Here is a 22,096-nt window from a genome sequence, read left to right on the forward strand (position 1 = left end):
AGGGTAGCTGCACAACTACCCTATCTTTTAATTGAAGGCAATGATGTTACCTCAAAAAATAACTGTTCTGAATTAATGAATAAAAATAAACTTTCTACAGTTTTCTTAAAATAGTATCGAAAGAGCTTATACCGATTTTTAAACACACATTGATTAATTTGTTAGTTTCATTTATCATTAATTCTTCTTCAATACAATAGGTTACAGTTTTTCCAGAAAAATATTTCTTGCAAAACAGTTAGCTCCAATATTAAGAAATATCATTTTCAAAGTCACCTGATTTAATATCATAGCAAGCAAATCCCCATATTGTGTAGCTATGGGAACTTATACAAGGTTATTTGTAATTAATCTCTACATCATAAGTACCTGTATTTTCTTCGGGCATACTATCATTAACAAGAAAAGATATTGATATAAACTCGTTACCTCTAGTGGTAAACTCACAATTACTTTTGCACGATAACCACTCGGTATTATCATTGAAACGATACATAATTGAGCCGTGAGGATAATTAGGCACAACATAATAAACTTTATCAATTGGTATTAAAAAGTATAATACATCTTTTCCGTCAGGAGTAGACTCTCCAATATTTGGCCCAACAACCATTACTCCAGAAGAGCGGATAGAAATTGTCCCTGCCTTACCTGTCAAAAACTCTTTCACTACCATTTGGTTTCCTAATTTAAATTTGATTGGTAAACTTCCCACACTTGTTGTTCTGCATGGCAATAAATATAAGGTATTAATCTGTACAGAATCTTCTTTGATTATTTTATTAGGTGTATTTGAATACACCGGATACATAATTGACTCTTTGTTTGTAGAAGTAGCAAGCCCTAGAAAAAAGCCAATATTGTAAGCAACTGTTTTGGTTATCTGGTCGTTAGTCCAGTCGTAAGAATTATCTAACAGTATGGAAAACTGACCACTAGTAGACTGTTTTATTGAAGATAAGTTTTTGACAGTTGTAGACAATAACCCTGTAGACGCAGTGATTTCTGTCTTTTCAATCTCAGAAGGGTCGGCAAATCTGACCAAAATTTCGCTGGTTTCACTTACCGGCGATTCAATATAAATCAGATTTCGGTTTACACTTTGCCATAAACCAAAGGCATCGCGTACAGCACCTTGTAGCGTAGTTTTGTCTTTATCTTTAAAAGAGTTTATTAGGGTGTATTTAATAGTACAATCCGAGAAAGTTCTTCCTCCTTTGTCTCTTGTATTATTACTTATATAAACAATTGGCTTAACCTCTTCGTAGTCTGGCGTACATTGGAGTGCCAGAATACTTAAAAATACGGCAATAAATATCTTTCTCATATACTAATAGAGATTTTGATTTTAAAAAAAATCTTGAGTGGTAAAATTTCTTCCTATTTTAATTTGGTTTATGTGGTAATATTTATCAAAGCGTGGTAATAAATTCTTAAGTAGTTTAATTCCACAATCTAAGAGATAGGCTCAAATCCATTAAGTGAGATTTTGTACTCAATTTATCTTGTGGGTTATTGCTCGGTATACCAAGAGGCATAGGAGAATACCTTGCCGATACTCTGAAATACTTCACTATTTTGTCTCTTATAGGTTTACGTTCAAGGCCTATTGCAAAAGTGGGATTAAACGTTGTCTTTAAATCACTCTTGCTCATTGCAGGGGTATTTGCTGTATAATAATTGCTGTAACTATAAGCAACAGGTACATTAACAGCCAAACCCGCTGAGGCTGTAAACGCCCAGCGAGGTATAGTAATAGAATCTTTAGAAATACTTAATGTACTAAATGTAGCCTGAGGAATAATGCTAATATGCTGAAAAGAGAACTCCTCGGCTTTAGAGATTTTAGCTTCATCAAGTGTTGCATAGTGATGTGATAAAAAATTAACTTCTACCTCTGGTCGTATAGGAAAATCAATATTTATATAAGAAAAACGTAACCCAGCTTTAAATGTAGGTTTATTTGGTCTAGAAATTAGAGTAGCATTAACAGTTTCATTGTTTTTACTGAATTGCGGAATACTCGTCATCCATCCTCCCAGAACTTCAAATGTAAATCCGTAAACCTTTTTACCATATTTAATATGAAATTCTGTAGCAAAATTTTTATCGTTTTGTTTATCAAAATCTCTATTTACATTTAGCCTCTTCCAACATGCTTCAATAAACAAGCTTCTTTCTTTACTACTAGGGTGTTTGTTGGAAGCAGGTTCTCCTCGCGCCTCCATTGCTTTACTTATTGTAGACAAGTTACCCCCTAATCGCTTTATTGTATATACAGCTAATTCATCAGCTTGAAGTTCTTCTATAATGCTCTCATTGTAAAACTTAAAATTTTTATTATTATATTCCTCCGTGTCACCAGTTTTAGGATTAAAGGTAGAACCATCATGGAAGTGCCCTCTTATGTGATGCCCTAATTCATGTGCTAAAACAAACTTATCAAACCATGAATTCTTTTCTTTTGTCAAATTATCATTGTCATAGAATACATATCGAATCTTAGTACATACTATTGCTTTTGCTGGATTGCCATTCTCAAGACAAGTAACCGGCATCACCCTTATGTCTTCATTAAAATCAGGAAAAAAGCTTCGAAAACTTTTTACAACCGCTCTCGCTTCAGTAGCACTATCAAACATATCTTTCTCATCTTCAAAAGATTTCCCTTTAACGTCGCCACAATGGCATTTTCTTGCTATTTTTTCGTCTTCTTTAGTATTTTTTTTATTCTGGGCGAAACTGTTGGTAAAAACAAATACTAAGATAACAAACAATATTATCTGTTTCATTTTAGTGTTTCTAGGGTATTTAGGTTTAATATATATTTCTTTTTATCAATCAATAAGTTATAGTTATCTTCTGTTTCGTTGTATTTTATTGTCAGTTCCTTAGCCTTCTGCCACATTTCAAGCTTTGCTTTGTCTGAGAAGAAAACCTTTAATGTATCTGCCTCCGGTCTATCCATATCTTTTATGTAGATATATTTTGTAGTATCTGACGGCAGCTTTTTATCCTGAAATAATTGTACTACCACATCTCCTACAATACCTGTAGAATCATCGCTCGCAAAATTCTTTCCGTCAGTGGGAATAACATCAAGCCTTTCATGAGCTGATAAAGTTGTTAAAAGTACAGGTGCTTTATCTTGCCCCGCTGTAAAGTGGTATACCAATCCAGCAATTATAATAAGACTTGCAGCCATGCCAACAAGAACCCTTGGTGTGAAGAATACTATTTTTTCTTTTTTGTATCTGTCGTCTTCTCTTGGTTTGTTATCAATCTCTCTTTTTTGAGCAACTTCTTCTATTGGCTCTAAATACTGATCTATCTCTTCATTTACATTCTTTTCAAAGACTGTTTTCTCAATATAATTCAATCCTTTTGTGGTCTCAAATTTCTTTAAGAAATTGGGGTCTTCTGCAAGAAGTTGTTCTACCTCCCAGAATTCCTCAGGACTGGCGTCTCCGTTTAGGTAACGTTTTATCAATTCTTTTTCTCTATTGGTATCCATGTCATTATTAATTATCTATTTTATGAGAATTTTCCAGTAAAAACTTAAGTGCTTTCTCTCTTATTCTACTCCTTATTTTGCTTATATTATTAGCCGAAGTATCATATTTTTCAGCGATTTCTTCATCAGAATATCTTTGCAAATCCATTTCAAAAACATCTCTTTGTTTCTGGTCTAATTGGTCCAAAAATTTAATATCCAGCAAAAAGTATATAATTACATTTCCTTCTGAGCTATCTTCACCTAGATACTCTTCGATTTTATCGAGCTTCTGATAATCTATTGATACGTTTTTATCTGCTCGTCTGCGCTCTTCTCTAAACTTATTAATTACAACACTAGAAATATACGTAGTTAATTCGCTAGAAAGGCAAAATTCATTTTTCTTTATTTTCTCTATTATCTCTAATTGCGCATCATGTATATAATCATGAATATGTTCTTCTATTTCACTTACATTTGAGCCCCAATACTCTGTTGTTATTTTATAAATAAGAGCCTTTATTTTTTCATTTTTAAGTTCAAATTTACTTGTAAAATCGTCAAGACATTTAGATTTCCGAAGGCTCTCTTCTAAAGACTTTCTTACACAATTCAGAAATATCTTCTTCACTATAAACTGATAAAATAAAGCTTCATTAATAAATACACTCTCATTTTTCAGTTTTAAAACAGATTCTCTTTTTTTCTTTTGTATCACATTAAGCCCACATAGAAACACAGAATGTTTCAATTCTGCTATTTCTTCGGTAGTCAATGACTCCTTCTGTGCTATAAAATCAATAAAAGGGTAGATGTTTTTCTTATAATCGTTATGAATTTTAATTTTAGCATTACTACGTACATTTTCTAAAGCATTATCCTCTTTAGAATTATTGTACCTCACTAAAAATACTTCAAAAGATTTTTCTACTATCTGAGGACAGATAATATCAATAAAATTACAAGGAATTTCACCTATATTTTTAGAAATGCTTAGTATTTCTAATTGAGCATATTTTATAAAGTCATCTTTTTTAGCCTTCCCCAATCTATCTATTAATTCGGGTAAGTTATCACAGACAATTTTATAAGATTCTTCAATAGATATTTTTCTATTTTTCATGTTTTTGAAGAAAAGTATAAGGTATATTCGAATTTATGAAAGTTAGTTTTTATACAATTTTAGTTTTAAAGCACACCTCTTAACCCTTTTGCTGAAACTTCTAACAAACACTAATTTATTTCTAACAAACAGCCATTATTTATATTTTAATAGTACTTATTGCTAAACCAATAAGAATAAACGTGGTAAAACTTAGCCTTTGAGAACTTTTATTTTACGGCTTATTTTGCTTTTAAAAGCTTAAAAACATAGCATCATGGCAGATACTCCCAAATCACATTATCTCTAGTCTGGATAAATATTCTACCTTTGGTAACAAAACCAAAAGCTAAATCTTGCTTAGTTATTTTTTCCGGAAAATCTACCAATAGTTCCCACTGTGATGCAGGCCCCTTATCACTATTAAAAACCCACATTTTATGTCTTAAATTTTCTGATTCTTCATTAGTATCCGTTACTATTAAATAAATGTTATCACTATCAGCAAAGGGTGTCACGGTATGTGGTGTACTAATTATTTTTGATGAGACAATAGAGCGCCATTGATTATCATTTGTATTTAATTCGTAGAAGTTTTCACGATAAGGTTCAAAAGAAAAAATATAACTTCTTTTACCATTACCTACAAAATAGAGAAAAGGAGAAATAGAGAAACTTTCTGGTATTGTTAATTTTGTCCATTGTTTTATTGATAAATCAAACTCCCAAGCCGTTGTCTCAGCCGATCCATATATAAATACATACCCTTTTGTATTACTGCTATTTGCATAAACATTATTTGGTGTCATAAGCTTGTTAGGAAATTTTGCATCATTTACTTCTTTCCATTCATCTTTGCTTGGGTCATAAGACCATACCTCACCACTCTCTGTGCCATCACCAAAAAAGCTGGTAGCAAGGCCAACATAACCATGTGTCAGCAACCCAAAAGCAAAAATATTCCTGATATCTATGCCAAATTCTTTAGTATTGATAATCAAGCTTTTCCGCTTCTCCCATGTGGCTTTATCGGTATTAAACTCGTAAAGGAGAAATTCAGGATAAAAACCCTCGCATAGGGCAAAAACTCTATCCCCTATTTTAAAAACTTTTGTACTATAATAAAAAAGTTCAGGCAATTCTGTTTTGTTTTCGAGCCATACCTGGCATCCTCTCGGAAAACTTTCTTTTAATTTCCTTTTGTCTGTATCATTAATCGTAATTGGTGCTTCTGTTAGTTTTGGAAACATAACAGAAGTAGGATCATCTGAAGGTTTAAGTCCAAGAATATAGCCAGCGTGAAACATAATAGTTTTAGTAATCTGGTTTACATTCCAATCATGTTTTACATTTAAATAAATTGCTACTTCTCTACTATTTTTCTGAACAATGGTTGATGCTTCTTCATAAGAACTTCTAATAAAACTCTCTGCAGGTGTGTTTTCTTTATAAATGACAGAGTCTGATGCTAAAGCAAAATAAATCTTAATATTTGACGGCACACTAGTATTAGTAACATCTACAAAGCGCAGGCTTGGATACGCTTCTTCCCAGGTACTAAAGGCTGTTTTAATAGCATTTAATTGGTTATTATCGTTAAGTCTATCATATTTCTCGTCTAATGAATAGCTTAGCTGACAACCCATTGATGCTAAAGACTGTATTTCCGGAAGCGTAGCAATGGTTTTATCATATTTAACAATAGGGTAATCTTTTAAACACCCTGACAGCAATGAGAAACAACATAAAACAAGTAAAGTAAATTTTCTTATCATATTTCAACAATAATGAAGTTTTAATTAGGGTTTATTTAGTAATTGGCCAAAAACTGTAAATTATAAAAACTTCTCCTAGTAGTATTAAGCTAGAAATTTGTGCAATCTAAGCGCCTCCGATGCTCCCTTTTTTTTGAGCGAAAATCCAGAAATGCATCTATTCCGTACCAAATACTTATTTCGTGCGCCCCAGCACTACTGTTGTATAAAGATGAAACGGTAACATCATAACTGTACTCAACCAGAAATTTCCCAAACTGAAAACCTCCAAGAAAAGTCAGGGCATCTTGCTGGCTTACTTTATCAAATCTTCTGAACGGTATATTTCTATACCACACACCCAAAACCAATGGTGTGTAGGTAAAATTTACACCAAAATCTATTTGCCAGAATCTGGCTTCTTTACGCAGGTGCGAAGTAAAAGAAATACTTTTTTCCCGGTCTGCGTCTCTACCAAGTGCTCTATCCCATATTTGCAAATGATGCGACACTTTATAACCTAATTGCATACCTAATTTCCATCTAGGAATAAACGTCGCTTTTGTGTTTTCGCCCATCAATTGCCTGTAATTAGCCGAAAAACCTACCCACGTAAGCGGAAAACCATCAAGGGTTTCAGAGGTTTTCAATAAAGCTCCAAAGGCAACATCAGGATAATTCCAATTAAGTGGAATTGAACCAAAATCAGTTTTATCTCTTGATGTAGGACTAACACTAATAAGACCCGAAGTAGCACTGAAAGCATCGGCAAAATTCAGATTACTTAAATTATCGAACCGGCTGAAAGTCCAGCCAATTTTTGTACCTAGTGTTAAACCTGTGTTTTCATTTAATGGCACAAACCGAGAATAAAAACCTGCTAAACTCTCTGTTTTCAAAAATTGAAACTGGTTATCGTGTATAGCCTGAAATCCGATACTATTCTTTGCGCCTAAATAACTATCAATCGAAAAAGCATGCGAATTATAGCCCGATCCGTATCCAAGCCATTGATACCTTGCGGTAGCTATCAATCGGGTTGTGGAAGCATCACCGGTAAAAGCAGGATTATGATACAAAGGATTAGCATAAAACTGCGAAAACTGTGGGCTTTGCGCCAGCATTACTCTTGATATACCTAGAATAATTAATAGCAGGGTAAATTTTTTCATCATCGGACAACCATTACTTTATTGACAAAATTTCTTTTACCTCCTCCGGCTAATTCTACCTCTGCTTCATATATATACTCTCCGTTAGGCACAGAATTTCCTTTTGATGAAGTACCATTCCAGCCTTCGCTTGGGATATTCGGGTTAATATCTTTTGCTTCATAGATTATCTCTCCCCATCGGTTTCGTATTCTTAAATACTTTACTTTCCTGATACCTTTGGTAGCGTAACTGGTAAAATAATCGCCATTACCATCATTATTTGGAGTAAAAGCATCGGGAAACATTACCTGGCATGTGTCTACTGAAATAACACTACGACGATAAACCGAATCGCGGCAACCTTCATTGTTTATAGCTACCAGGGCTATATCGTGTATCCCTGTTTTAAGACTCACTTCAAGATGCTGAGATGCATACAAAGTATCATTTGTATACCAGCGGAAAATTGTAGCATCAAGAGATTTATTTTCAAAAGTTATAGGCGCACCCGAACATAAAGTATCAACTGCGTTTTTTAATGTAAAATCTGCCTTAGGCTTTGGGTTAATGTAAACTTCTTTCTGCTTTTCGTTTTTGCAAGCAGCAGATTTACCAAAGCCCGTTAATGTAATTTTTTTGGTACCATCGCCCGCAAAAACATGGTTGGTTGTAGCATTAACAGAGTCTATTGGCGAGCCATCTCCAAAATTCCAGTGGAAACTATAAATAGAATCAGCTTTAATTTGCACTTCAACAGCTTCCCCTTCACAAACAACAGGAGCCTTTATCTCAAAATCTACACTTGGAGGAGGGACAATTCTTATATTTCTTTGAATAGAACCAGAGCCACAATCGGTATGAGCAATCATGGTAATTGTATAAGTTTGTGATTGTTTAAAACCATAAATGGGGTTTTCCGAAAATGCTTCTGTTTCTGTACCAAACTTCCACTCCCATCGGCTTGGTTTAGGTACGCTTGCATCTTTAAAACTAACAGGCTCGCCTATACAAGCCGATGTTTTATCAATTAAAAAAAGTGCTTTAACTGTTGATGGGAAGACTGTTAACTCTACATGATTAGTATCATTACCGCATGAGTTTGATACTACAAGTTGAACCGTATAAACCTGAGCTGAATCTTTTGCCGAAAAAACATGCGATAAAGTATCACTCGAATTATTAGAAGTATGGCCATCGCCAAAAATCCAGAGAGAATTGCCTTGGTGGCCTACTGAACGATTAGAAAACTTAACAGCAGCAGGTGTACAACGAAAAACAGTTGAATCGACTCCTATTTCTGCTTTTGCCAAAGGATTTACCGAAATTTTCCGGTTATCACCTTCATTTCCACAATTATTTTGGGCTAGTAATTTAATCTCAAACTCTTTTACAGTAGAACCTGAATTACTAAAAACATGTAGCGGGGGTTGAAAGCCGTTACTGGTGGTGCCATCGCCAAAGTCCCAGGTATAAGTTACGTCATTTCGCTCAGTACCATTAGGTGTTAAGGTAACACTAAGAGGCGAACACCCAGAGTTGATATTACTTGTAAAGCTAATGACATCTGGTTTAGAAGTAATATTTATTGTTTTGGAAGCGGTATCTTCACAACCACCTGCTTTAACAATCAATTTAACAGCAACACTCCCCGACGGTAATGCAAAGGAAGGATTAGTAGCTGTTGAAATAGGCATAGTAGCTCCGTTAAGATACCATTCATACCCCGATCCACCACTCGACAAATTAGTGATTTGGGCATTTGTTCCACTACAGCCTCCCTGAATATCAAAGCTTGCCTTGGGGCTGCCAATGCTAACCGTTATTTGTTTAGAAGCATCACAGAATTTCCCGCCTCCTACATCACTATTAACAGTATAAGTAAGCTTTATCTGACTAGCAGTTATAGATGCTATAGATAAGGTATCTTTATTGATACAGTTTGTACAACCAGTAGTAGTCCAGACCCCTCCCAGCGGGGTTGCTACTAGTGGTAATTTATCTTGTCCCTGACAAATCGCTTCATCTTTAGTTATAATATCAATCCCTTTTACCTCAATTTTTACATTATCGCTGCTTGCACAAGCCCCCGTACCATAAGAATAAGCTATCTGATATACCCCAGTATTCTGGGGGTCAAACACTTTATTTACTCCCTGATCTATTAATCCATTTCCTGTCCAGCTTCCTCCTGTTATGTTTACTGACAACGGCAACACACCAGACCCTACACAAAGTACTGTATCTCTGAATTTATTAGTAATTTTTACCTGCTGTGGTGCTCGTACAAAAAAAGTATCGGTTACAGGAGTATTACCACAAATATTATTGATTGAAGCCTCTACAATATAAGGGGTATCCGAAAATGGCAGGCTTGTTTCTTCATCAATAGTAATAACCTTTCCGTTAAGTTTATAAACAGCACCACTTACAAAACTTGTGTAATTACTCAGTTTATACTTTGTGGGTTCACACTTATCTCCATGTTTGGTGAGCCTTGGCACAGGTACATCTTCTACTTTATGGAAGCACGAGATTTTGCTCGGAATACCACAATCGTTATTCACCGTAAGCTCAATGTTATAAATACCTGGTTTTGTAAACTTAATTTTAGGTTTGGGAGAATACCGATTAGTATTATCTAAAAAAACTATCGCACCATTATCGCTAAAGCGCCATTCATAATCGGTAGCTGATTGTGAAACTGTACCATCTAATCGAATAACACCCCCACCATTAAGGCATATAATAGCAGTATCTGCCACAATTTTAACATGACCTGAATCTGCCATTGCTGCTTTTGCCTGATCAATAATAGTAATTTGCTTTGTGACAGAGGCGGCACCGCAATCATTTGTTACGGTAAGTTTTACATCATAAGTACCTGATTTGGCATAGGTATAAGTGCCCTTATTATCGGTACTAGCACCATCGCCATACGACCAAACAAAACTTGTATTGGCAGTACTTGGGCATGCTTCAGGCAGAAAAGTAACTAATTGACCAGCACAAGGAAGTGCCCGGTTTGTAGCGAAATCAGGCTTTGGGGCGTTGAAAAAATTAACAGGCGTAATATTGCTCTCACAGTTTTTATTATCTGTTTCAATTTCTACATTTCGCCTGATTTTTTCTGTACAGCTATTGACAAAATCTTTGAAGTCATACTCATGTTCATGCTCAGTTTTTGAGGGGTCGAAAGGGTACTCATTCTCAGTGTCGTCATCCCATTTAATTTTATACTTTGTAATAGTACATGCCGATACCGGAGCATTTATTTTCACTTTAAGTATGTATTTTTCTTCACCTCTTTTTAAACAAATGGAGGTTCCCGCTACTGACGAAACAGTATAATTAGAATTTTGTGCCTGCACAGCTTCTATGCAAACAAAAAAAGTAATTACTAAAACAATGAATTTGTAGTTCAGCATTAGTAGGTATTGTTTGTTCAGACACTCCTGACTACCAGAATTTGCCCATTTTTAGTTCAGAAAAAGCAATGATTTAAACACCCATTAAATCGGAGATATAAGGGCATTTTCTATAAGGTTCAGCAAAGAAATTGATAGTTTGTTTACAATAAGCTCAAAGAGAATTTACCAAGACTAATCAATTATCTCAGGGTAAACTACTACTTTGTGTTGATTGTATTTTTAATATAACTACTAATAATTCTATCTAAACCACCAAAGGTTACAATGAAGGATATTTTTCTTTTTTAGTTTTATAATATTTATAGCCTCCGGCAAAAAGGATTAAGAGTAAAGGCAAGGCCATAAAATACCATTTAGAAACTGCCTTATGAAAAATGGGATCGTTATTACCAATTAAGTTGAAATTTCCCCAGAAGAATGGATGATTATATTTTTTCCCAAAGTCAGAAGAGAAAAAGTCTAGTCTGGCTTTTTGCAAGGCTATATCTTTGGGGTCGCCTTGTTGCAAATAATAATGAAAACGTTCTGCCAAATAAGTGCTGCTAGCATCATTGGTAGCCCAGAGTGTAGTTAATACTGCTCTACAACCACTATAAATAAAAGCCCTGGCTAAAGACATAGCGCCCTCGCTTTTGTAAATTTTCCCTTTATCGGCCTCGCAAGAGCTTAATACAACCAGATTGGTACCGCTGAAATCAAGGTTATAGATTTCGTCAATCCGAAGTTTATAGTCTGCTCTTGGGTTAAATGCAATATATGATTCTCTTGAGTTATCGATATTTACAATTGAATGAGTAGCAAAATTAATTACCCCAAAGTTTTTATATATTCTTAAAAAACGCTCTTTAGTAGCCAAGCTATCTATCAGCACTTCATTGCTATTTCTGCGAACTTGTGCTTCCGAATCTGGCAAATACTTAAAAAGGGTATCGCTTGCATAAAACTTGTTTATAGTAAATGGAGCTACGCCCAAGACCGCTCTATTAGGGTTATTTTGTGTCTGATTTACTATCAACTCAGCCAGATAAGCATATCTGAAACTATATTTTTTAGCCAGATAATCGTATATATACCTTCCTGTTTCAAGAATTTCGAATGGCAAGAAACTAAATTGCCAATCTCTACAAATAATTAAGCGACTCCTATTATTTAATAGTTTTTCGACTGGCAGAAAAAGAGTCTTATACAAATACGCAGATAACTCTACTCCTTGATATGAGTTAAGACCCGGGTTTTTATAAATTATCTGTTTAAACTTATCTATTCTTACATTAAATTCTTTGGTATTTATTGGCTGTTTTATAATCTCAAATTGCTCGGTATTAATAAGAATAATATATAGAAACTCTGAACTCAGATAATAGGAGATAAAAGATTCGTCTTTTGCCAGCCTAACCTGAATATCAGCCAATTTATATGGTTTTTTGTTATATTTCAGTTGATAATAATTGGCATATTCTTGTTCAAATTTTCTGACAAGATTATACTTTTCCAGTTCTAAATCACGCAGTCTTACTTGCTGAGATGAGTCAAGGGAGTTTAGATTTTTAAGTTTTGATATATCATTTTTTAGCTTCGCTTCATTGTTCAGCAATTGATACGGAATAGTCTGTGGCTTAATAACCGACTCACGCAAAAATTCACTTAGAATAGAAGATTTACTACTTTCAGTTACATGAAAGATAGCTTCTTTATACACTTCTTTTTTTGTTAGTTCATATAATTTAGATAAGGTATTTAATGCCAAATCATGAATAGAGTGGTTCTGTTCGTTCAAAAACAGTTTAGACTCGTTATTATCATAACTACCTCTAAGCTCATTAATTATACTAATACCACTCAGATATGCCTGCGAAATATTTTCTAAGTCACTAATTTTTGGGGTATTCTGGTAAAGTGTTTCTAAGATATTTCCTTTTAGAAGCAGTACATTTATAAGCTGTTTTTCGTTGATAGCGCCTTTGGCTTGCGGGTTTGCAGCAATGTTTTCATCCGAAAACTGCGTATGGGCACTAATCAATGCCAATTGTAAGTACTTTACACTATTCGGAAACCGCCCCTTTATTTTTTGCAATGCACCCAATTGCATATACGACTTACTTAGAATCAGTCCTCTGTTTCGCTTATTGATTTTATATTCAGCAACCACTCTGTTAAAATACTCTTCTGCTTTTTGATACTCTTTTTTTTCTAGTAAACCAGTACCTATGTTATTCAGTATTGTTGTGTATAAATCAAAATTAGGTTTAATTTTATTTTTTACCCGAAGGCTTTCATATAAATTCATGGCTTTTGTCAAATAAGCGATGCCTTCGTCTGGTTTTTTATTTAATACCAACACCCACCCAAGACCCGCCAGATTCTGACATTTTAATAAATCATCCTTAGTCTTAATTTTAGATGCTTCCAACCTATAATGCAAGGCTTTATCATACATGCCCAGCGTTTGGTAAGTAGCAGCTAAATTAGTAAGTGCTATAATTTCTTCTTCTACCATAAAGTGTTTTCTGGCCATTTCAACAGCTTTTTCGATAAGCACTGTCCCACTTTTAAATTCGCCTAAACTATTGAGCCATCTACCCTGAATATTATAGTGGCTTTGAACATAATCAGGTATTATGTGTGCAATTGTTTTGTTCTGAGAAAGTATCTTATCAGCCAAGGCAAAATAATGATAGGCAGAATCTTTACGATTAATATTTTTATACATTGTTCCAAGACTTGAGTTTATCTTGAAAAGAATAGTATCAGGTTTTGTAGAAGAATTTTTAAAGAAGCTATCGGCTTGCCAACAATATTTTAGAGCAATATCAAATTCTGTCGCCCTATGGTGCTGCGAACTGATATCAATACAAAGATTTGCACACCTGACATAGTCTTTTGCTTTGAGAGCTTCATCAAACGCAAGTTTATAATATTTCAGTGCTTCTTCGTTATTTTGGTATAAGCTTTCAGCCTTTGCCCGATATGCATCAGACAAATTTTGCCCAAAAGTACAATTACTCAGAAAAAGCAATAAGAGAAGTATTTTCCTAGTGGCTAGCATTTCTTTGGTAATACGTGTAATGAGGTAAAAATATATTTGAATTTTCGTCAGCTTTAAAAACTGAAGATAATTTTAATCACATTTTTTATGAAACCCAGTAATAAATGAACAAATAACATTGAGAACAACTCATTTAAAACTTCAATGGGTTATTTGTGTGGAAGTAGTATATAGAATAAAATGGCTTTTGAAGAAAGTATCACTATAGCATTATCAATATCTCAACTTAAATGTATTGAGTCAGTCCTTTACTTATATCTTTTAATAGGCAGTCTCAACAAATTGTCCAACAATAATAAAGATACATTAGGTATTAAACAAGTAAAACTTATTAATAATGCAAAAATTTAACTTTGCTGAAACGGTTTAACAATTTGCAATATGTTTAACGTTATAAAATTGTAAATTTATCAAGTAAAACATACGTTTCGTAAATTCAAAATTAAGTTTAGTGCCTACTTATAGGAGCAATAATTTGATTACTATCTAAGCACCTGAATTAAATATACTCACAGCTAAAATAGGGAGTATTATTGCCCTCTTCTATTAGTGCGCTGCGAGTAACAGCTTTATTCTAACTACAATACTACTTGGTCATTAACTAAAAATACTTTAGTGTATAGGTTTATGAAACACAGAAAATTTCTTCTATAAAAACTTTAAAAAGCTTGCTTTTCAACAATCAATATTTTTATTTTGTAGTGTATTAGTTAAATAGTACACTAAAAAACAATTATGAAAAAGCTTACATCATTTATTGCACACTGTATTCAGTTCTGGCTGGGGCTGATTCTTCTTACAGCCGGAGTAGGTAAAATGTTTCATGGGCATTTTATTGGCTTCATTGGCCCTGTATGGCTCGAAACAGAGCTCGAAAAATATAATCTGGGTTTGTATGGTATATTCATAGCATTATCGCAACTTGTTATTGGCTTTATGTTACTTGTCAAACGCTTTGCTACTTTAGGTGCTATTATGGCTATACCAATGCTAGCCAATATCTTAATGATTACTATTTCTTTAGAATGGCGCGGCACTCCCTACATAGTGGCTTTTCTGCTGGCTTGCAATATATACTTGCTTATCTATGATTTCCATAAAATAAAATTCTTATTGACTGATGATACTACGACCTTACGGGGAATTCGGCTACGACGAAAAGATTTGCAACTTGACATACTCTACCTACTGGGTTTATTACTAATTCTTTTAGCCGTTTCCTTGCGCAGGCTTATTCCAGATTCTGCACCTAATATAGCTTACGCAGGGCTTGTTTCGTTTGTACTTATATACTTATACGGGCTTTGGAAAAACCGCAAAGCTGACCAATGAAAACAGACTCCATCTCAAAACAACAATTATATGCTCAACATTCAGAACCTCAGCTTTGGCTATACCCGACGAAAACCTATTTTCGAAAACCTCTCGCTCACGCTCAAGCAAGGCAATATTTATGGTCTGCTTGGTAAAAACGGCGCAGGAAAATCATCTTTACTAAGACTAATAGGAGGCTTACTGTTCCCAACAGAAGGCAGTTGCCAATTTAATGGTATTGCTACCCGAACCCGCAGTGTGGCTGTGCTACAAAACATTTACTTTTTGCCGGAGGAATTTCACACGCCAGATATTAGTATAGCCGAGTTTGTCAACATCAATAGTCCTTTTTATCCGAAGTTTAATCATGAGCAATTTGCGAATTACTTAAAGGAGTTTCAACTATCTGCTACTGATAAACTTAGCAAACTATCGTACGGACAAAAGAAAAAGGTATTGATTGGTTTCGGACTAGCCACCAATGTACAACTACTAATATTAGACGAGCCTACCAATGGGCTAGATATTCCGTCGAAGAGTCAGTTCCGTAAGCTTATTGCTTCAAGTTTTACTGACGAGCAAACCATTATTATCTCCACACATCAGGTACGTGACCTCGATGGGCTGATTGACAACATTATTATATTAGACGAAAGCACTATTCTATTAAATAATTCGATTGAAGAAATTGGAGAGCGTTTAAGTTTCAAACTACTTGCTGGTTCCGATTCTCATCATGAAGCCATCTATACTGAGCAAACACTTAAAGGTACGATGGCAGTAATGCCCAACCATACGCAAGAAAGTACCAAAGTAGATTTAGAACTTCTATTCAATGCTGTTATTCATAATCGAGAATTACTCAAAGAAATATTTTACCCAAAATCATTTAATACGCAACACGCTTAAACCTAATATACGCATGAATAATTTCAGCCTTAAAAGACTATTACTGCTCATAAAAAAGACATGGGTAGAAAACTACCGAATCTGGTTTATGACCTTGGGGACACTAATCGCCTTATATACGATATTTCATTTACTGACAACTGACCGAAAACATCTTAGCGCATTTTATCCCCGTCAATTGCTTTACAGTCTCGGGCTGTTGGTTTCGGGTACACTCTTTGGCAATTTTATCTGGCGAGACTTCTCCAATAAAGGGCAAAGCATCAATTTTCTGCTTTTACCTGCCACAGCATTCGAAAAACTTCTGACAGGCATTTTCTATAGTTGCCTTGTATTTCCGGCAGTATACATCACAACCTATACACTTTTAGATGCTGCTTATATCGAAATCGTGAAATCAATCACAACCTTGCAGATTGATGATTCTGAACTTCGTGTTGTGAGCATCTGGGATACTGATACAATTGTGCTGCCTGTTACGGTTCTGTTTTTAATGATACAACCTATTGCGCTCATGAGCAGCTTGTTGTTCGAGAAATTTTCTTACATAAAAACAATTACGCTCATTATCCTTGGAATTTTTTCCTTAGCCTACTTTTCATTTTTTCTCAAAGAAAGTATCATGAAAGACCTGCTTGGAGACAAAGAAATAACTGGTAATATATTTAATCTGGCGCAATGTTATGTGTATTCACCACAGCACAATACTATCGATACTATTAGCCTGCCTAAACCTATGTATTACTTTGTAAACCTGACTTTAACAATAGGCGGCGCATTGTTTTTTACATTTATTACTTTTTTGAAACTCAAAGAAAAAGAAATTTAAACACATGGAATTCAGAAATAATCAGGCCATTTACCTGCAAATTGCCGAGATGGTCTGCGAAAACATACTTCTAAGCCGATGGCCACAAGGTGATAAGATTCCATCTGTCCGTGAACTTGCCGTAACGCTTGAGGTAAATCCCAATACAGTTGCCCGCACTTATGAGTTCCTGACTCAAAAAGAAATTATTTTTACTAAGCGAGGCATGGGCTATTTTGTGAGCGAAGATGGCAAGAGTAAAGCGATGGCTTTCAGAAAAGAAGATTTCCTGAAAAATGATTTACCTCTATTTTTTCAGAATATCGATTTGCTGAATATCGATTTTGAAGAATTGAAAGCCAGATTCGAAGTTTTTAAAGAAGAAAAAACAAGCACCTTTTCCGTTGATACAAAAATATGAAAACAAGCAATAAACTTTTACTTGGCTTTTTAGGCACAATCATCGCCCTTATATTTTTTGTGGCCTTTCAGCTAAAAGCCGAATACCAGAAAATCAATACAAATGACCCTTATCGCAACTATGAGCGTATTTCTCTGAAATCGTTAAAACACATGGTAATAAACGGGTTAATGGATAGTAAGTCTTCTGATTATCAGAATACGCTACTTATAAAATACATTAGCGGTAACGAAAAAACGCTGTTTATTCCCAAAGAAGGTGGTTTCAGAGAATTAGTTAATTTTACCTACAAAGGCGATACACTTATCATTAATAGTAATATCAATTACAGGTATCCGCTACCTATATTTGTTTCTGGAATAGTACCTGAAACCATAAAAACCAATTGTGCTTCTATTAATCTTGATAGTGTAAGTGGAGGGCACCTGCAAATCAGTTTAGAAAAAAAGGCAGAGCTTGTACTTAACAAAACACAAGTACAAAAGATTGATGCTACACTAAGCGATAACTCACAACTTAAACTTATCGGCAACTCTCGGGTCGATGACATCAGTCTTGATTTACAAAACCAAGCTAAAGCCGATTTAGGCGAAGCAAAGCTGGGCAAAATCTCATTGCAAATGAGTTCTTCGGCCAAAATATCGGCAACTAAAGAGAATTTAGTGCTTCTTCAAAAAACGAACAGCCTACAATAAAAAGCAAATCCCTCACAATTGTGAGGGATTTAAATATATTTTAAGATACTCTCTTATTCTTCCCAACGCCAGTCTTTACCTATTATCAATTCGTTTTTAAGATTTTGCTTAATCAAAAACGCTTTGGTTTCATCGTCGTTCATTTTCTTCACAGGTAGCGCATCAGCATTTGCTAGAGCGTACAACATCATGGCTGTAAAGCGCACATTGTTGTTGATTTGTTTTTTGTCTATCAAATCGAAATTATCACAGTTAGCATGATAACAGTTATATGCTTTGATTGGGAAACTACCTGATGGCGAACAAACCGGAACGCCTTGAATCATGAATGGTTGGTGGTCTGAATGCAAGCCTGCACCATTAGGGTTGATGTTTGCATAAGAAGAATCAACGTTTTTGATTTTCTTACCTATTTCATCAAAAAACTCCCTTAATTCGGGGCGACCCATAGCATTAAAGCCTCTGGCATTATTTACCATGTCAAGATTCATCATTAGCTGAACCTTATCTAATTTACCTTCATCTTTATATTTTTTCACCAGGGCTTTAGAGCCAAGTAAGCCTTGCTCTTCACCCATAAAAAGTACAAATTCGATTGTACGTTTAGGTTTCAGTTTCAAAGCCTGAAAAACCCTAGCTACATCCATTACAGTAAAAGACCCAATGCCATTGTCCATTGCTCCGGTAGCTAAATCCCAAGAATCAAGGTGGCCACCGATTACAATTTTATCGCCAGCATGTTTTTTCGAACTTCCCGGCAGGGTAGCAATTACATTTCTGGCTCTGATAGGGCGGCTATAATTCTGCATATCAATTACGGCCAACAGATTATTTTCATCTTTCATCCATTTACGAATAGCCTTGCCACTTTCTACCGAAACGCACACGGCAGGTATCGGAATAAGTGCGCCTGTAACTGAAGCTGTTCCAGTTAATAACACTCCACCTTCTACAGCATTAGCAATAATTACCCCTATTGCGCCATATTTAATAGCCAAAGCAGTTTTTTCTGAACGGTGCAGGTTTTTCTTGCCTTTGTTTTCTGGCGATTGAAGATTGATGTTGAATAAAGCTATTTTACCTTTCACCTGGTCTTTTACTTTTTCGAAGTCAGCCTCTACGCCATCGCCACAATCTACAATCGGAGCTTTTAAGTGTGAAGAAACCGGAGAGTGTGCTAATGCAACTACCTCTACATCACGAAAATTATCGCTACCCTTAGGTACAATGGCTAGACTTACGGTGTCTCTTGCCCACGACTCTACCTCAAAAGGCATATACTTTACATCAGTAAAGCCATATTCTTTCAATAGTTTGTAGGCAAAATCCTCGGCTTTGCCCCCGTTTGGGCTACCTGTTAGTCGATGGCCTATTGATGATGTAGCTTCGCCAAGTGTTTCATAGGCACGTCCACGGCTTAAAACATCATTATTAATTTTTTTAAAGAGCTGTTCTAGTTCATCGGCAGGAGAAGTAAAAGCCGAAAAAAAAGCTATGCTGATTGTAAGTGTAAAAAATAAAATTTTCTTTCTCATCTACCTGTAATTTAAGTTGTTAGGCCAATTTAGTTTAGGCTGTAATATCAGGCATAAAAATCGTTAATTTTTTCCTTTTAAACAAAAAGCCGCGTCATTTTAAAATGTATTTATATTCGATAGAGTTTTCAGAAACCTTGTTGGGTAAGCCCTTGTTGAACGATTTAATTTTTTTGTGCGTATATTTCATAAAACTTCAAGCAAGTAAAAGAAGATATTAATATTATAACAGACCTAGTATGAGCACTAGACAATTGATGAACCACGAAGGTATTGCCACACCAATAGCAAAAGAACAAGCCAAAGAATTATCTATACACGGGCATACCCGCATAGATAACTATTATTGGCTCAACGAAAGAGAGAACCCCGAGGTAATAGACTATCTGAATGCGGAAAATGCTTATCTCGACCAAGTAATGGCACCCATAAAGCCTTTTGAAGAACAGCTTTTTGAGGAAATGAAAGGCCGTATCAAGAAACAAGATGAATCGGTGCCTGTAAAAGAAGGCAATTATTTTTACTATGTCCGATTCATCGAAGGTGGTGAATACCCGATTTATTGCCGAAAAAAAGAAAATTTAGATGCACCGGAAGAAATCCTGCTCGATGGCAATAAGCTGGCAAAGAACAAATCTTACTTCAATATAGGCGGCTATGAAATAACTGATAATGAAGAAATTATGGCCTATGGTGTAGATACCATCAGCCGCCGGAATTACACAGTTAGCTTTAAAAATCTGCAAACTGGTAAATTATATAAAGAAAAAATCAAAAACACCGAAGGTGGAAGCTATGCCTGGGCAAGCGACAACAAGACATTCTTTTATATAAAAAGAGACCAGCAAACACTACTAGGCTATCAGGTATGGCGACATACGCTGGGTACAGATGTAAAAGAAGATGTATTGGTATACGAAGAGCAAGACAACCAGTTTTATATGGGGCTCTATCGAATGAAATCGAAGAAATATATTGCTATTGTTTCAGACCATAATGGCGTATCGACTGAGTATCGTTTGTTAGATGCAACAAAACCAATAGGAGATTTTAAAGTTTTTTCGGAGAGAGAAAGAGGGCACGAGTATGGAATTGAGCATTTTCAGGATAAATTCTACATCAGAACCAATCGGGATAAAGCAACTAACTTTAAACTGATGGAAGTAAAAGAAACCGATGTAGCCAATAAAACTCAATGGAAAGATGTAATAGCACACCGAAAAGATGTTTTTCTTGAAACACTAGAAGTTTTTAACAACCATCTTGTAATTCAGGAAAGAAAAGAGGGCTTGATTGAGTTGCGTGTAATTAATCAAACCACAAAAGAAGAGCATTACATTGATTTTGGCGAACCTGCTTACGATGCTTACATAGGCGCAAACCCAGAGTTTAACACTAATGTACTACGCTTTATTTATACTTCGCTTACTACCCCAAATTCAACTTTTGATTATAATTTAGATACACAAACAAAAGACCTGAAAAAAGAACAAGCCATAATTGGTGACTTTAATAAAAACAATTATGTATCTGAAAGAGTTTTTGTAGTAGCAAGAGACGGAGCCAGAATACCACTCTCAATTGTATACAGAAAAGGAACACAACTTGATGGCTCTGCACCACTCTTACAATATTCTTATGGTTCGTATGGCTATTCAACCGATGCAACATTTAGTTCGGTTCGTTTAAGCCTGCTCGACAGGGGCTTTGTTTATGCCATTGCACATATCAGAGGTGGGCAGGAAATGGGGCGTGAGTGGTACGATAACGGCAAAATGTTTAAGAAAAAAAATACTTTTAACGATTTTGTTGACTGCTCTGAGTTTCTGATTGCTAATAAATATTGTAGTTCATCTAAATTGTTTGCCATGGGTGGTAGCGCCGGAGGCTTACTGATGGGTGCTATTATAAATTTAAAGCCTGAACTTTACAGAGGTATTGTAGCATCGGTACCATTTGTAGATGTTGTAACTACTATGCTTGATGAGAGCATACCCCTTACAACCGGAGAATTTGAAGAATGGGGAAACCCTAAAAACAAAGATTCTTATGAGTATATGCTCTCGTATTCACCGTATGATAACGTAGAGCCTAAAGCGTACCCTAACTTACTGGTAACCACAGGCTTACACGACTCGCAAGTACAATACTTTGAGCCTGCCAAATGGGTTGCCAAGTTACGTACGCTAAAAACCGATAGCAATTTATTATTGATGTATATAGATATGGAAGCAGGGCATGGAGGCGCATCAGGCAGATTTGCTTCATTAAAATTGATTGCAAAAGAATATGCTTTTATTTTAGATTTAGCAGGTATTTTATCTTAAAACAATTATATAGTTTTTTTAGTTTATGTTTTTGGCTATTAAAAACACACTGTTACGGTTCAATTTTACCGATTAATCATATTCGCAAAAAAAATGAACCTTTTTAC

15 protein-coding genes are annotated in these 22,096 nt (G+C 35.1%); 6 read left to right on the forward strand and 9 right to left on the reverse strand.

From position 1 onward, the window contains the following. Window positions 1-337: 337 nt before the first annotated feature. The 8 genes from WAE64_RS07615 to WAE64_RS07650 all read right to left on the reverse strand — a co-directional run bounded on the left by WAE64_RS07615 (window position 338) and on the right by WAE64_RS07650 (window position 13,980). Window positions 338-1,327, reverse strand: a complete 990-nt coding sequence (locus WAE64_RS07615; RefSeq protein ID WP_340235659.1) for a matrixin family metalloprotease — start codon at window positions 1,325-1,327, stop codon at window positions 338-340. A 115-nt stretch (window positions 1,328-1,442) separates the two neighbouring features. Beyond that, window positions 1,443-2,792, reverse strand: coding sequence for a M48 family metalloprotease (locus WAE64_RS07620; RefSeq protein WP_340235660.1), 1,350 nt, complete (start codon window positions 2,790-2,792; stop codon window positions 1,443-1,445). Continuing rightward, a complete protein-coding gene (locus WAE64_RS07625) occupies window positions 2,789-3,514 on the reverse strand; it encodes an anti-sigma factor (protein WP_340235661.1) in 726 nt (241 codons plus the stop codon). The genes WAE64_RS07620 and WAE64_RS07625 overlap by 4 nt, the downstream gene beginning before the upstream one ends. A gap of 7 nt (window positions 3,515-3,521) precedes the next feature. After that, window positions 3,522-4,619, reverse strand: a complete 1,098-nt coding sequence (locus tag WAE64_RS07630) for a sigma-70 family RNA polymerase sigma factor (RefSeq protein WP_340235662.1) — start codon at window positions 4,617-4,619, stop codon at window positions 3,522-3,524. 254 nt (window positions 4,620-4,873) lie between these two features. Continuing rightward, complete coding sequence (locus WAE64_RS07635; protein WP_340235663.1) at window positions 4,874-6,373, reverse strand: matrixin family metalloprotease; 1,500 nt, start codon at window positions 6,371-6,373, stop codon at window positions 4,874-4,876. A gap of 89 nt (window positions 6,374-6,462) precedes the next feature. After that, on the reverse strand, window positions 6,463-7,527 hold the full coding sequence (locus WAE64_RS07640) for a PorP/SprF family type IX secretion system membrane protein (RefSeq protein WP_340235664.1): 1,065 nt from the start codon (window positions 7,525-7,527) through the stop codon (window positions 6,463-6,465). Further along, the gene (locus tag WAE64_RS07645; protein WP_340235665.1) at window positions 7,524-10,931 is read right to left on the reverse strand and encodes a PKD domain-containing protein; all 3,408 of its coding nucleotides are present in this window, start codon (window positions 10,929-10,931) and stop codon (window positions 7,524-7,526) included. Before WAE64_RS07645 ends, WAE64_RS07640 begins: the two co-directional genes overlap by 4 nt. 262 nt (window positions 10,932-11,193) lie before the next feature. Then, window positions 11,194-13,980, reverse strand: a complete 2,787-nt coding sequence (locus WAE64_RS07650; RefSeq protein WP_340235666.1) for a CHAT domain-containing protein — start codon at window positions 13,978-13,980, stop codon at window positions 11,194-11,196. Window positions 13,981-14,715: 735 nt separating this feature from the next. Here WAE64_RS07650 and WAE64_RS07655 point away from each other — a divergent pair. Genes WAE64_RS07655 through WAE64_RS07675 form a run of 5 tightly spaced genes read left to right on the forward strand, consistent with a single transcriptional unit; the run spans window position 14,716 to window position 18,127 of the window. After that, a complete protein-coding gene (locus WAE64_RS07655; protein ID WP_340235667.1) occupies window positions 14,716-15,312 on the forward strand; it encodes a hypothetical protein in 597 nt (198 codons plus the stop codon). A 30-nt stretch (window positions 15,313-15,342) separates the two neighbouring features. Next, a complete protein-coding gene (locus tag WAE64_RS07660) occupies window positions 15,343-16,203 on the forward strand; it encodes an ABC transporter ATP-binding protein (protein WP_340235668.1) in 861 nt (286 codons plus the stop codon). 13 nt (window positions 16,204-16,216) lie between these two features. Further along, window positions 16,217-17,032, forward strand: coding sequence for a hypothetical protein (locus tag WAE64_RS07665; protein ID WP_340235669.1), 816 nt, complete (start codon window positions 16,217-16,219; stop codon window positions 17,030-17,032). Window positions 17,033-17,036: 4 nt separating this feature from the next. Further along, the gene (locus WAE64_RS07670) at window positions 17,037-17,432 is read left to right on the forward strand and encodes a GntR family transcriptional regulator (RefSeq protein WP_340235670.1); all 396 of its coding nucleotides are present in this window, start codon (window positions 17,037-17,039) and stop codon (window positions 17,430-17,432) included. Then, window positions 17,429-18,127 (forward strand): GIN domain-containing protein, encoded by a 699-nt coding sequence (locus tag WAE64_RS07675; RefSeq protein ID WP_340235671.1) that lies wholly within the window; start codon window positions 17,429-17,431, stop codon window positions 18,125-18,127. The genes WAE64_RS07670 and WAE64_RS07675 overlap by 4 nt, the downstream gene beginning before the upstream one ends. Before the next feature lie 53 nt (window positions 18,128-18,180). On the opposite strand, the gene WAE64_RS07680 is transcribed toward WAE64_RS07675, so the two are convergent. Next, entirely contained in the window at window positions 18,181-19,662 is a 1,482-nt protein-coding gene (locus tag WAE64_RS07680; protein WP_340235672.1) for a M28 family peptidase, read from the reverse strand. A gap of 239 nt (window positions 19,663-19,901) precedes the next feature. Between WAE64_RS07680 and WAE64_RS07685 the strand changes: the two genes are divergently transcribed. Beyond that, window positions 19,902-21,989, forward strand: a complete 2,088-nt coding sequence (locus WAE64_RS07685) for a S9 family peptidase (RefSeq protein ID WP_340235673.1) — start codon at window positions 19,902-19,904, stop codon at window positions 21,987-21,989. The last annotated feature ends 107 nt before the right edge of the window (window positions 21,990-22,096 follow it).

The organism is Emticicia soli (assembly GCF_037860775.1).
GTDB lineage: Bacteria > Bacteroidota > Bacteroidia > Cytophagales > Spirosomataceae > Emticicia > Emticicia soli.

Excerpts from the sequence above, each read along its gene's own strand:
- WAE64_RS07615 (WP_340235659.1), bottom strand. The coding sequence starts at position 1,327 with ATGAGAAAGATATTTATTGCCGTATTTTTAAGTATTCTGGCACTCCAA.
- WAE64_RS07620 (WP_340235660.1), bottom strand. The coding sequence starts at position 2,792 with ATGAAACAGATAATATTGTTTGTTATCTTAGTATTTGTTTTTACCAAC.
- WAE64_RS07625 (WP_340235661.1), bottom strand. The coding sequence starts at position 3,514 with ATGGATACCAATAGAGAAAAAGAATTGATAAAACGTTACCTAAACGGA.
- WAE64_RS07630 (WP_340235662.1), bottom strand. The coding sequence starts at position 4,619 with ATGAAAAATAGAAAAATATCTATTGAAGAATCTTATAAAATTGTCTGT.
- WAE64_RS07635 (WP_340235663.1), bottom strand. The coding sequence starts at position 6,373 with ATGATAAGAAAATTTACTTTACTTGTTTTATGTTGTTTCTCATTGCTG.
- WAE64_RS07640 (WP_340235664.1), bottom strand. The coding sequence starts at position 7,527 with ATGATGAAAAAATTTACCCTGCTATTAATTATTCTAGGTATATCAAGA.
- WAE64_RS07645 (WP_340235665.1), bottom strand. The coding sequence starts at position 10,931 with ATGCTGAACTACAAATTCATTGTTTTAGTAATTACTTTTTTTGTTTGC.
- WAE64_RS07650 (WP_340235666.1), bottom strand. The coding sequence starts at position 13,980 with ATGCTAGCCACTAGGAAAATACTTCTCTTATTGCTTTTTCTGAGTAAT.
- WAE64_RS07655 (WP_340235667.1), top strand. The coding sequence starts at position 14,716 with ATGAAAAAGCTTACATCATTTATTGCACACTGTATTCAGTTCTGGCTG.
- WAE64_RS07660 (WP_340235668.1), top strand. The coding sequence starts at position 15,343 with ATGCTCAACATTCAGAACCTCAGCTTTGGCTATACCCGACGAAAACCT.
- WAE64_RS07665 (WP_340235669.1), top strand. The coding sequence starts at position 16,217 with ATGAATAATTTCAGCCTTAAAAGACTATTACTGCTCATAAAAAAGACA.
- WAE64_RS07670 (WP_340235670.1), top strand. The coding sequence starts at position 17,037 with ATGGAATTCAGAAATAATCAGGCCATTTACCTGCAAATTGCCGAGATG.
- WAE64_RS07675 (WP_340235671.1), top strand. The coding sequence starts at position 17,429 with ATGAAAACAAGCAATAAACTTTTACTTGGCTTTTTAGGCACAATCATC.
- WAE64_RS07680 (WP_340235672.1), bottom strand. The coding sequence starts at position 19,662 with ATGAGAAAGAAAATTTTATTTTTTACACTTACAATCAGCATAGCTTTT.
- WAE64_RS07685 (WP_340235673.1), top strand. The coding sequence starts at position 19,902 with ATGAGCACTAGACAATTGATGAACCACGAAGGTATTGCCACACCAATA.